Here is a 13,880-nt window from a genome sequence, read left to right as displayed (position 1 = left end):
CGGATCTATAAGAGCATATGAGCATGCCCGCACAACACCGACTGACCCCTTTGACGAAAGCGCTGCTTCGCCAGGCCTTCTCGCCAAAACTGGCTTCCCGCACCCTGGGCCTGGCCCTGACCCTGCCACTGATGGCTCAGGTCCAGGCCCAGGAAATCCATTTCAACATCGTCTCGCAGTCCATGTCTGCGGCCCTGCAGGAGTTCGGGCGCCAGGCCAATATGCAGGTGCTCTACAACCCTGACGATGTGCAAGGCAAGCGCAGCAACGCCCTCAGCGGCAGCTATTCGCCGGAGCGGGCCATCGCGGCCATGCTCAATGGCACGGGGGTGGCCTACACCCTCAAGGACAACTCGGTCACTATCCGCAACCATGGTGGCAACGGCTCGCTGGAACTGGGGACCAGCACCATCAGCGGCCAGGGCCTGGGCACCACCACCGAGGACACAGGTTCCTACACCACCGGGGCCATGCAGACCGCCAGCAAGCTGTCGCTGACGGCCCGGGAAACCCCGCAGTCGGTCACGGTCATCACCCGCCAGCGCATGGATGACCAGAACATGAGGTCCCTGGAGGATGTGCTCAAGGCCACCCCCGGCATTTCCATCACCAAGGACGGTCCGCAGCGGCCGACCTTCTACTCCCGTGGTTTTGCCGTCGAAAACCTGATGACCGACGGCTTGCCCAACGATTTGACCCACTACCTGAGCCGGGACATGAACTCCTCGGCTGACATGGCGATCTTCGACCATGTGGAAGTGGTGCGTGGCGCCACCGGGATGATGCAGGGCGCAGGTAACCCGTCGGCAGCGATCAACATGGTGCGCAAGCGCCCCACCGCCACACCGCGGGTCACCGTCACCGGCAGCGCCGGCAGCTGGGACGACTACCGCACCGAGATCGACGCCTCCAACGCCCTCAACGAAAGCGGCACCCTGCGCGGCCGGGTGGTCGCCGCCTATCAGAGCAAGGGCAGCTTCCAGGACTTCGTCAGCAGTGAACGCAACGTGTTCTACGGCATCACCGAGGCCGACCTGAACGAAGACACCACCTTCACTTTTGGCGTCTCCAACCAGAGCGGCAGAAACAACACTTCCTGGGGTGGCCTGCCGGTTGCAGCCGACGGCAGCGACCTGCACCTCAAGCGCTCGACCTACCTGGGCAGCAAGTGGGAGTACTGGGATCAGAACAACACCACGGCGTTCAGCCGCCTGGAGTATCGCTTCGCCAACAGCTGGAAAATGCTCCTGTCCGCCAGCAAGAGCTGGTCGGACCTGAACATGCTCGGCTCCATTCCGGAACGCATGGGCGCCAACTACGATGAGTTCGGCCAGAACATCGGTCGCTACGACTACGAAGACCAGCAAAACAGCTACGACGGTTACGTCACCGGTCCCTTCTCCCTGTTCGGGCGTACCCATGAACTGGTGGTGGGCGCCAGCCGGCGCGACTTGACGTTCAAGGGCAAGGGCCTGCCCATCGACCTTGAGACCCACACCAACATCTACAAGCCCAGCGGCATTCCCAAGCCAGACATGAGTGCCAACCCCTGGACACAACGCCGTACCAGCCAGCTGGAAGGCACCTACGTCACCACCCGTCTGAGCATCACCGATGACCTGAAGCTGATCCTTGGCGGGCGCCTGGACTGGTACGACTACGACGTGACCACCACCTGGAACGGCAAAGCCTCCGCCTCCAGCCTGCCGAACAAAGTGACACGGCACCTGACCCGCTATGCCGGAGCCATCTATGACCTGGACCAGAACCACTCGGTCTATGTCAGCTACACCGATATCTTCAAGCCACAGACCGAACTCGACACCTCCAACGGCGCGCTCAAGCCCATCGAAGGCAAGAACTACGAACTGGGCATCAAGGGCGAGTACTTCGACGGCAAACTCAATGCCAGTGCGGCGATCTTCCGCATCGACCAGGAAAACCGTGCCAAGGTACTCAACCCCAACCAGTGCAACCCGGTGGGAAGCACCTGCTACGAAGCCGCGGGCCAGGTGCGCAGCGAAGGTATCGAACTGGAAATCAACGGCACCCTGGCCCCGGGCTGGGAACTGGGGGCGGGCTACACCTATGCCTCGGTCAAGTACACCAAGGACTCCAATGAAGCCAACGTCGGCCGCCTGTTCGACACCGACATCCCGCGCAGCGTGTTCAAGGCCTTCACCACCTACCAACTGCCCGGCGACCTGAACCGCTGGACCATCGGGGGCGGGATCTATGGCCAGAACACCATCTACAACAAGGGCACCAACGACTACCTGAGCACCTTCGACTACCGCATCGAACAGAAGTCCTACGCCCTGGTGGACCTGATGACCAGCTACAAGGCCTCGGAAAATGTGAACATTCGCCTCAACGTCAACAACCTCTTCGACAAGCGCTACTACCAGAGCATCGGCACCAATACCGACTACGGCACCAGCCTCTACGGCGACCCGCGCAACGCCATGGTCACGGTCAGCTGGTCTCTGTGAATCACGTCCTCCCCCTGTAGGAGCCGGCTTGCCGGCGAAGGCGCCCTTGAGACTCGCGCACCTTCGCTGGCAAGCCAAATCCTGCAACGCGATGAATTCCCCTCCCCTCCCACATCCCCTTCCGTAGGAACCGGCTTGCCGAAGAAGGCGCCCGCAAGTCATGCAGCGCCCCGGGTGACGTCTTCGCTGGCAAGCCAGCTCCTACAACAGTCGGATACACGGTGCAGATCCCCGTAGGAGCCGGCTTGCCGGCGAAGAGGCCCGCAAGTCATGCAGCGCCCCGGGTGACGCCTACGCTGGCAAGCCAGCTCCTACAGCAGTCAGATGCACGGTGCAGATCCCCGTAGGAGCCGGCTTGCCGGCGAAGGCGCCCTTAAGACCTGCGCACGTTCGCTGGCAAGCCAGCTCCTACAGAGCGAGGGCGAGCCGTTGATTTGCTTATGACGAAAACGACAAAGGCCTGGACCGTTGCCGGTCCAGGCCTTTGTCGGTGTCTCAGTTCAAGCAGGTCAGCAACTGCTCTGTGAAGCTCTCCAGCAAGGCTCGGCTGTCCACCATGGCTTCATGGCGGGCTTCGATATGATATGAAGCGGCTATCTCGCCACCCTGCACCTCGCGACCCATGGCCTGCTCCATGACCTGGATCCGCTCCGGGGTGTAGTCACTGGACCACCATAGCCGCGGCGCAACCCGCAGGGGGCGATAGGCATAGGCCGCAGACAAGGCGCTCAAGTCATTGAACACCGCGCTGACCAGCGAGGCGTCGAACTCGGCCTTGAACAGCCCCACCACCCAATCCAGCTCGCCGGGAGCCAGGGGGATATTGCCAGCCACCCAGCCATGGATGCTCTGCCAATCGAGCTCGGCTTCGCGCCTCAAGCGGCTCTCGATCATCCCTGCACTGCCCGGGAACTGCTGGCAGAGCTTGTCGATGATCGCCTGCCACTCGGACTCGGCCGTCACAGTGACTGGCATCTCCTGCGTCTGGATCTGATCGTCCCCGGCGCCCTGAGGCGGTGTCGGGTCGAGCAGGCCGAGGAAACGCACCGTCTCTCCCGCCACCTCCAGTTCGCTGGCCACGTCCATGGCAATGGACCCGCCCAGGGACCAGCCTGCCAGGTAGTAAGGACCTGTCGGCTGCACCTGGCGGATGCTGGCGACATAGCGCTCGATCATGGCCTGCCATGAAACCTCGCTCCAGTCGGTTTGCAGGTAGGCCTGGTGCAGCACGCCATACACCGCGCAACGGTCGCGCAACTGCGCCGCCAACGGCAGGTAGCCATACACGCTGCCCCCCGCCGGGTGGAAGCAGAACAGCGGCTGGCCGGAGCCGCCCAGGGCGATGACATTCTGTGCACTGTCGGGCTGACCGGCTGCGATCACACCAGCCAGTTGCCCCACGGTCGGCGCCGTGAACAGCGCATTGATGCTCAGTTGCACAGCCAGTGCCTGGTTGATGGCGCCGATCAGGCGCAAGGCATCCAGGGAGTGCCCACCCAACTCGAAGAAGTTGTCGTCCAGGCCCACCTGATCGACGCCCAGCACCTGGCTCCAGAGGGCGGCGATCTGCTGTTCCAGCTCGCTCTGTGGAGCGATGTAGGCCTGCTGCAACAGGCTGGCATCGGCCTTGGGCAGGGCCTTGCGGTCCAGCTTGCCATTGGGGCTCAACGGCAGCGCTTCGAGGAACAGCAGGTGCGCCGGCAGCATGTAGTCCGGCAGCACCTCCTTGAGGGCCGCTTTCAATTGCTCGCGCAGTTGCGCCTGGGCCTGCGGCGTATCGGCCGCCACCTGCGCGGCTGGCACTACATAAGCCACCAGTTGTGGCCCGCTCGCGCCGTCCTGGGCCAGTACAAGCGCCTCGCGTACTGGCGTCAGCTCCAGCAGCCGCGCTTCGATCTCGCCCATTTCGATACGGAAACCGCGGATCTTCACCTGGTGGTCGATGCGCCCGGCGTATTCGATCACGCCTTCGGTGTCATAGCGGGCCAGATCGCCGGAGCGATACAGGCGCCCACCATCGCTGCTGAACGGATCGGGAATGAAACGCTCGGCAGTCAGGCCTGGGCGGTCGTGGTAACCCCGGGCCAGCAGGTCGCCACCGATCATCAGCTCGCCCATCACACCGTTGAGCGGCAGGTTGCCGCTGCTGTCCAGCAGGTAGATGGAACGGCCCGGCAGGGCCTTGCCCAGTGGAATCACCGCCGGCAGCGGCTCGGTCCCCTTCAGGTAGGCACCGCAGTCATGGGCCGTGGCACTCACGGTGGCCTCGGTGGGCCCGTAGGTGTTGAGCAGGCAGGCGTGTTTCAGGCCGGCCTGCTTCCAGGCGGCCACGCCTTCCGCCGGCATGGCCTCGCCCCCCAGGTTGAGCTGACGCAGGCGGCCAAAGTCCCGCGGCCCCTTGGCGGCGAAGTCCTTGCCCAGCATGAACCAGTAGGCGGTGCTCAAGTCGACGATGCTGATGCCTTGCTCGATCAGCTCGCGGTAGAAGGTTTCGCTGTCCCACAGCGCCTTGCCGCGGATCACCACCGAAGCACCACGGATCAGCGCCGGGTACAGCTGTTCGACAAAGGCATCGAAGTTGAAGGTGGAGAACTGCAAGCCACGGTCCGCAGCCGTCATGTTGAAATGGCTGGCGGTGGCCCGTGCGTGCTGGCTCAGGGCGTTGTGGGTAATACCTACGCCCTTGGGCCGGCCGGTGGAGCCGGAGGTGTACATCACATAGGCCAGGTTTTCCGCGCTGCTGCGCTCAGGCGGGTTGCCCTGCGCCATACCGGCCAGCCAGACGGGAGCCTGGTCCAGGCACAGGTACGGCACCGCGAGGCCATCCTGCAAACGCTCCAGCAGCGGCGACTGGGTCAGCAGCAACTGGATGCCGCTGTCCTGCATCATGTAGTGCAGGCGCTCCTGGGGGTACTCGGGGTCCAGCGGCACGTAGGCGCCACCGGCCTTGAGCACCGCCAGCAGGCCGACAATCATGTCCAGCCCGCGCTCCACGGCAATGCCCACCCGCACATCCGGGCCTACACCCTGCTCGATCAGCTTATGGGCCAACTGGTTGGCCCGCTGGTTGAACTGGCCATAGCTCAGTTGCTGGCCGGCGCACAGCAGCGCCACGGCATCCGGAGTGCGCGCGGCCTGGGCTTCGATCAACTGGTGGATATTCAAGTCCCGGCCCACTTGCCCGGCCGCCCGGCGGGACTCCTGTTCAACGACCGTCCGTTGCCCGTCGCTGAGCAGCGAAAGATCCCCCAGGCACTGCCCGGGGTTGCCGATCATGGCCAGCAGCAGCTGTTGCAGGCCCTCGGCCAACTGCTGGATCGCGGCGCCACTGAAGTGCTGGCACGAATAGCTGTAGTCGAATGACAAGCGTTCAGCGACAAACACCGACAGGGTCAGCGGATAGTTGGTCTGCTCATGATTGCCTACCGCGCCAAATTGCAACTGTGCCGGCGAGCCTTTCTCCAGGGCTTCGGACACCGGGTAGTTCTCGAACACCAGGATGTTGTCGAACAGTGCCTCGCCCCCAAGGCCGGCCCAGCGTTGCACGTCATACAGCGGCGTGTGTTCAAAATCGCGCAGGGCCAGGTTGCGCTCCTGCACGGCCTGCAACCAGTCGCTGACCGACAACTGCGGAAGTGGCGCGGCCACCACCGGCAAGGTGTTGATGAACAGGCCGATCTGCTGCTCCACGCCCTTGAGTTCCGCCGGCCGGCCGGACACCGTGGCGCCGAACACCACCGTGTCCTGCCCGGTGCAGCGTTGCAGCAGCAACAGCCAGGCGGCCTGCACCAGGGTGTTGACCGTGACCTTCTGCTGGCGGGCAAACTCGCCCAGGCTGCGGGTCTGGGCCTCGTCGAGGGTGCAGCCATGGCTGCCATGGCCCTCCTCCAGCGGCGCTCGTGCACCGGCAGCAATGGCCTGGGCCAGACGGGTCGGCTCATCCAGCCCCTGCAGTTGCTGTTTCCAGAAATGCTCACTGAGGGTTGCGTCCTGGCGTTGCAGCCAGGCGATGTAGTCGCGGTAGCGCCCGGTCAGGTGCTGCGGCAATTGACCGGCATAACGTTGCAGTACTTCACCGAGCAACTGCGAGTTGCTCCAACCGTCCATCAGGATGTGGTGGTTGGTGTAGATCAGGTGGTAACGCTGCTCGCCAGTGCGCACCAGGGTCAGGCGCAGCAGGGGCGCAGCGGCCAGATCGAAGCCCCGTTGACGCTCGGTCGCCGCCAGGGTGTCCAGGGCTTGCGGGGCCTGCTGCGTCGAGCGCCAGTCGTGCTCGACACACTCCAGGCTGACCTGCTTGTACACCACCTGGATCGGCGCCGGCAGTTCGCCCTGCCAGAGGAAACCGCTGCGCAGGATGTCATGACGCTCGATGGTTGCCTGCCAGGCCTGGCGGAAGCGCTCGGGATCGAGCCCGTCCACATCCACTCGTAGCTGGTTGATGTAGTCGCCACCCTCCTCTTGATACAGGGTGTGGAATAGCATGCCTTGCTGCATCGGCGACAGCGGATAAAGGTCCTCCACCTGTGCCAAGGCCAGCGGCAAGCGGTCCAGCTGTTGCTGGCTCAGGCCGGCCAGCGGGAAGTCCGATGGCGTGGCGCCACGGTGCTCGGGCTGGCTGCAATGCTCGATCAGCGCCTTGAGTTCCCGGGCGTAGTCATCCGCCAGGTGCTCGATGGTGGCGGTATCGAACATCGCCCGGCTGAAGTTCCAGCCCAGGCTCAGCTCACCGCCATAGACCTGGCCATTGAGAGTCAACCAGTTGCCCAGGGGGGCGTGCAGGCTCTGGTCGTCGCCCTTGGCCTCATTGGCCGGGGCAAACCATGCCTGCTGGTCATCGAAACTGCCGTCGAACTGGCCCAGGTAGTTGAAGGTGATGCGTGGTACCGCCAGTGCGGCGAGGGCTGCCTGTGCTTGAGCATCCCCCAGGTAGCGCAAGGCACCGAAGCCGATGCCCTTGTTCGGCACCGCCCGCAGCTGTTCCTTGATGAACTTGATCGAGTCGGCCAGGGCCGGCTGCGGCGTCAGCTTCACCGGAAACACGCTGGTGAACCAGCCCACGGTGCGGCTCAGGTCGATGCTGTCGAACAGCTCTTCTCGGCCGTGGCCTTCCAGCTGCACCAGGGCGCTGCTGTCGCCGGTCCAGCGGGTGATGACCCGGGCCAGGGCGGTAAGCAGCAGATCGTTGATCTGGGTGCGATAGGCTGCCGGTGCGTCCTGCAACAGGCGTTGGGTATCACCCTTGCTCAGCCGGGTTTCGACACTGCTCGCGTGCTGGTTCTGCAACCCGTCGTGGCCGTGGTCGCAAGGCAGGTTCGATTCGACACCCTGCAACTGTGCCTGCCAGTAACCCAGCTCCTGCTGCAGCGCCGCGCTGCTGGCATAGGCCTGCAACTGCCCGGCCCAGGCCTGGGTCGAGCTGGACTTGGCCGGCAGTGCCTGGCCGCCCAGCAAGGCTTGCAGATCCTCCAGGAGAATCCGCCAGGACACCCCATCCACCACCAGGTGATGAACGATCAGCAACAGGCGCTGGCTCTGGTCGGCCAGGGTGAACAGCACGGCCCGCAGCAACGGGCCCTCCTGCAGGTTGAGACTGCTCTGGGCCTGCTCGGCAAACTGCTGCAACGCCTGGGCGTCGGCAACATTGGCCTGCCACAGCAGTTGCACCGGCTCCTCGGCATCGGCAAAGGCTGCACGCCACGTGCCCTGATGTTCGGTAAAGCGCAGGCGCAAGGCATCGTGCTGCACCGTCAGGGCCTGCAATGCGCTTTCCAGGGGCTGGGCTTGCAGCGCCTGTAGCGGCTTGAGCAGCACCGACTGGTTCCAGTGATGCCGTTCCGGCACCGGGGTGTCGAAGAACCACTGCTGGATCGGCAGCAGCGGCATTTGCCCACGCACCGGGCCCTGGTCGATCTGCAAACCGCCCTCGCCCTGCTCCGCCACCGTGGCCAGCCCTTGCACCGTCTGGTGCTGGAACAGGTCCTTGGGGGTGAAGCGGATACCGGCCTGCCGCGCCCGGCTGACCACCTGGATCGAGATGATCGAGTCGCCACCCAGTTCGAAGAAGTTGTCGGTGACGCCCACCTGCTCAAGCTTCAGCACATCGGCCCAGATCGCCGCGATCTGTTGTTCCAGCGGGTTCTGCGGCGCGACGTAGGTCTGCTGCATCAGCTGCGCATCGACTTTCGGCAGCGACTTGCGGTCCAGCTTGCCGTTCGGCGTCAGCGGCAGTGCTTCGAGGAACAGCAGGTAGGTCGGCACCATGTAGTCCGGCAGGCTTTCCCGCAGGCGCGCCTTGATGCTCTCGCGCAACTGCGCCTGGCGCTCGTTGCTCAACGCCACGTCAGCGTCCACCGGCACGATATAACCCACCAGTTGCTGGCCGCTCGGCCCTGGCTGGGCGATCACCGCCACTTCCAGCACCGGGTCCTGTTCCAGCAGACGCGCTTCGATCTCGCCCAGCTCGATACGGAAACCCCGCACCTTCACCTGATGGTCGACACGGCCTACGTACTCCACCAAGCCATCGGTGCGATAGCGGGTCAGGTCGCCGCTGCGGTACAACCGGGCACCGGTGGTGCTGTAAGGATCGGGGATAAAGCGTTCCGCCGTCAGCCCCGGACGATCCAGGTAACCCCGAGCCACGCCCAGGCCACCCAGGTACAACTCACCCGCCACGCCAACCGGCAACAGGTTGAGGTTGGCATCGGCCACATAGGCACTGCGATTGCCAACGATATTGCCGATAGGCGCGTAGGCCGCGTCGCACGGATCGCCCGCCTTGGCCTTCCAGATCAAAGGAGTCACCACGGTTTCAGTCGGGCCGTAGCCGTTGAAGATGTACTTGGGCCGCAGCACTCGCCACGCCAGATCGTAACTGGCCTGGGGCACTGCATCGCCACCAAAGCAGTACACCCGCACCGCCGGCGGGTTGCCGTCACGCTCGGCGTGTACCGCCAGTTGCTGCAGGTACACCGGCGGGAACACACCCACGGTGACGCCGTAGCGGTGCATCTGTTCGTAGGTGAATTCCGGCGACCACAAACTATCGTCGCGAATCAGCACGCTGGCACCGTAGATCAGCGGGTGCATCCAGCCTTCGTGGGAACCGTCGAAGGCGAAGGACATGAAGTGCAACTCGCAATCCGCCGGGCTCATTTCATAACGTTCGCCGGTGGCCAGGCTGTGCATGGCCAGCGGGCCGTGGGACACCGCCACGCCCTTGGGCAAGCCGGTGGACCCGGAGGTGTAGATCACGTAGGCGAGGTTTTCCTCGGCCAGGTCTACCTCTGGGCTGGTCACCGGATAGGCCGCAAAATCGGCCGCGCCTTCGACGCTGAGGGTCGGCAGCCCCTCAGGAATCGGCAAGCGATCCAGCAGATGGTTCTGGGTCAGCAGCAGCCAAGCGCCGCTGTCCTGCATCATGTAGCGCAGACGGTCCTGGGGGTATTCGATATCCAGCGGCACATAGACCCCGCCGGCCTTGAGCACGGCCAGGAAGGCCACCATGATTTCCGCGCAACGCGGCATGGCGATGGCCACCCGCACTTCCGGGCCAACGCCCAGTTCGATCAACTTGTGCGCCAGCTGGTTGGCTTGAGTATCCAGCTCGCGATAGCTCAGGCGCTGCTCGGCGAAGAACACCGCCGGGGCATCCGGCGCCTTGGCCGCCTGATCGGCAAACAGCTGGTGAACAAAACGCTCGGTCGGGTAGACCACATCGGTGTGGTCCCAATCCTGGCGGATACGGTGCTGCTCGTCCTGCGTCAGTAATGGCAACTCACCCAGGCCGGTTTGCGCATGCTCCATCAGGCTCAGCAACAGGCCCTGCAAGTGCCCGCCCAACTGCACCATCGAAGGCTCGGAGAAGGATTCACGGGCATAGATGAACTCGAACGACAGGCTCGCCCCCAGGTTGACCGCGACCGTCAGGGGGTAGTTGGTCTGTTCGTGGTTACCCACAGCGCCAAAGCGCAGTTGCGCCGGAGCACCTTTTTCCAGGGCTTCGGACACCGGGTAGTTCTCGAACACCAGGATGTTGTCGAACAGCGCATCCCCGCCCAGCCCGGCCCAGCGCTGCACTTCGTACAGCGGCGTGTACTCATAGTCGCGCAGCGCCAGGTTGCGGTTCTGCACTGCCTGCAACCACTGGCTCACGGTCATGTCCGGGCGTGGCGTGGCCACCACCGGCAAGGTGTTGATGAACAAGCCCACCTGCTGCTCTATGCCCTTGAGCTCCGCGGGGCGCCCCGCCACCGTGGCGCCGAACACCACGCTGTCCTGCCCGGTGCAACGTTGCAGCAACAGCAGCCACGCCGCCTGCACCAGGGTATTGACCGTGACCTTCTGCTGCCGGGCAAATTCGCCAAGCCGTGCCGTCTGTGCCAGGTCCAGCTCGCGATGATGCTTGCCGTGGCCGGTGCCGGCCGCAATGTCCGCGACCCGGGACAGCGCCTGGGTCAGGCGGGTCGGTTCATCCAGCGTCTGCAGTTGTTCTTTCCAGAAGCTTTCACAGGCCTGGGCATCCTGGCGTTGCAGCCAGGCGATGTAGTCCCGGTAGCGGCCCGCAGCGTGGCTGGGCAACTGACCGGCATAACGTTGCAGTACTTCGCCGAGCAACTGCGAGTTGCTCCAGCCGTCCATCAGGATGTGATGGTTGGTGTAGATCAGGTGGTAGCGCTGCTCGTCGATACGCACCAGGGTCAGGCGCAACAACGGCACGGCATCCAGCTCGAAGCCACGCTGGCGCTCGGCGGTGGCCAGGGTATCCAGGGCTTCCTGCTGCTGCGGCTGGCCGCGCCAGTCATGTTCGGTGCAGTCCAGGGCAATATGCTTGTGCACCACTTGCAGCGGCGTCGACACCTCGCCCTGCCAGATAAAGCCGGTGCGCAGGATGTCATGCCGATCGATGGCCGCCTGCCAGGCCTGCTGGAAGCGCAGCGGATCAAGGCCGTCCACGTCTACCCGCAGTTGATTGATGTAGTCGCCCGCCGCCTGCTCGTAGAGGGTATGAAACAGCATGCCCTGCTGCATCGGCGACAGGGGGTAGAGGTCTTCGACCGAGGCCATCGCCACCGGCAGGCGATCCAGTTGCTGCTGGTTCAGGCCCGCCAGTGGGAAGTCCGACGGGGTCGCGCCCGCCAGCTCTGGTGTGCAGCAATGCGCCACCAGCGCCTTGAGCTCCTCGGTATAGTCGTCGGCCAGCCGCTGCACGGTGGCGGTATCGAACATCTGCTGGCTGAAGGTCCAGTTCAGGCTCAACTCGCCGCCATAGACCTGGCCATCCAGGCTCAGCCAGTTGCTCAGCGGGGCCAGTGGGCTCTGGTCGTCGCCCTTGGCTTCACCGCTGGGTTTGAACAGGGAGTCCTGCTCGTCGAAACTGCCGTCGAACTGGCCCAGGTAGTTGAAGGTGATACGCGGCACGGCCAAGGCTGCCAGGGCCTGCTGCGCCTGAGCATCCCCCAGGTAACGCAGGGCGCCAAAGCCGATGCCCTTGTTCGGTACCGCCCGCAGTTGTTCCTTGATGAACTTGATCGAATCAGCCAGGGACGCCTGGGGCGTGAGCTTCACCGGGAACATGCTGGTGAACCAGCCCACGGTGCGGGTCAGGTCGATGCTGTCGAACAGGTCTTCGCGGCCGTGGCCTTCCAGTTGCACCAGGGCACTGGCTTCGCCGGTCCAGCGGGTGATGACCCGGGCCAGGGCGGTGAGCAGCAAATCATTGATCTGGGTGCGGTAGGCCGCCGGGGCATCCTGCAGCAGGCGCTGGGTACGGGCCTTGTCCAGGCGTGAACTCAGGCTGCTGGCGTGCTGGTTCTGCAACTCGGTCACCGGGCGATCCAGCGGCAGGTTCGACTCGACGCCCTGCAACTGGGCCTGCCAGTACTTGAGTTCTTCCTGCAGCGCCGCACCTTGGGCATAGGCCTGCATCTGCTCGGCCCAGGCCTGGGTCGAGCTGGTCTTGGCCGGCAATGCCAGGGGCTGGCCGGCGCTGAGTTGAGCGTGGGCCCGTTGCAGATCCTCCAGCAGGATCCGCCAGGACACCCCGTCCACCACCAGGTGGTGAATCACCAGCAACAGGCGCTGGCTGCCGTCCTCCAGGCTGAACAGCACGGCCCGCAGCAGCGGCCCGTCCTGCAGGTTCAGGCTGCGCTGCGCCTCGATCGCCGACTGTTCCATGGCCTGGGCGCCATCCACTGCGACCTGCCAGAGCAGCTCCGGCCGCTGGCCGGCATCGGCAAAACGCGCCGACCAGCCATCCGCCTCCTGGCTGAACTGCAAGCGCAAGGCGTCATGCTGCACCCACAGGGCCTGCAAGGCGTTCTCTACCACCTCGGCGCGCAGCGGCTGGGCCGGCTTGAGCAGCACTGACTGGTTCCAGTGATGGCGTTCGCTCATGGGCAGCTCGAAGAACCACTGCTGCACCGGCAGCAGCGCAGTTGCGCCACGCACCGGGCCCTGGTCGATCTGCACCCCGCCCTCGCCCTGCTCGGCCACTGCCGCCAGCCCCTGTACCGTCTGGTACTGGAACAGATCCCGCGGGGTGAAGCGGATACCGGCCTGCCGCGCGCGGCTGACCACCTGGATCGAGATGATCGAATCACCGCCCAGTTCGAAGAAGTTGTCGGTGGCACCGACCTGCTCAAGCTTCAGCACATCGGCCCAGATCGCCGCGATCTGCTGCTCCAGTTCGCTCTGCGGCGCCACATAGACCTGCTGCATCTGCTGGGCGTCGACCTTGGGCAGGGCCTTGCGATCGAGCTTGCCGTTGGGGGTCAGCGGCAACGCTTCGAGGAACAGCAGGTAGGCCGGCACCATGTAGTCCGGCACGTGTTCCTTGAGTGCCGTCTTGAGGCTGTCGCGCAGGGCGGCCTGGGCCTCGACGGTCGGGGTGGCCTCGCTCGGCACGATATAGGCCACCAGTTGCTGGCCGTTCTCGCCGTCATGGGCCAGGACGAAGGCTTCACGCACCGCCGCCTGCTGCACCAGCCGCGCCTCGATTTCACCCAGCTCGATACGGAAACCGCGGATCTTCACCTGATGGTCGATGCGGCCGATGTACTCGATCACCCCATCGGTGCGGTAACGGGTCAGGTCGCCGGTGCGGTACACCCGGCCACCGTCGCTGGAAAACGGATTGGGTACGAACTTCTCGGCGGTCAGCCCTGGGCGCGCCAGGTAGCCTCGGGTCACCCCGGCGCCGGCCAGATACAGCTCGCCGGCACTGCCCACCGGCACCGGTTGCAGGTCCGGGCTGAGGATGTAGCTCTGGGTATTGCTGATGGCCCGGCCGATATTGGCCTGGCCGCCGGCCTCGCGCCGGGTGTAGGTCGAGTAGGTGGTGTCTTCCGAAGGGCCGTACAGGTCGTAGACATGCACCAGCCCGGG

General features: G+C 64.5%; 2 protein-coding genes. One reads left to right on the top strand and one right to left on the bottom strand.

The features are described from left to right. Positions 1 to 17: 17 nt before the first annotated feature. The gene (locus tag AC1RCO_RS00010) at positions 18 to 2,492 is read left to right on the top strand and encodes a TonB-dependent siderophore receptor (protein WP_015636423.1); all 2,475 of its coding nucleotides are present in this window, start codon (positions 18 to 20) and stop codon (positions 2,490 to 2,492) included. A gap of 495 nt (positions 2,493 to 2,987) precedes the next feature. Here AC1RCO_RS00010 and AC1RCO_RS00005 read toward each other — a convergent pair. Then, the coding region (locus AC1RCO_RS00005; protein WP_492617200.1) for an amino acid adenylation domain-containing protein at positions 2,988 to 13,880 on the bottom strand (10,893 nt) is incomplete at its 5' end.

This window comes from Pseudomonas sp. GW823-FHT03E05 (genome assembly GCF_058796855.1).
This window is presented reverse-complemented; position numbering and strand designations above follow the sequence as displayed.

What these genes read in the sequence shown, in the direction of transcription:
- AC1RCO_RS00010 (WP_015636423.1), top strand. Translation starts at nt 18, where the DNA reads ATGAGCATGCCCGCACAACACCGACTGACCCCTTTGACGAAAGCGCTG.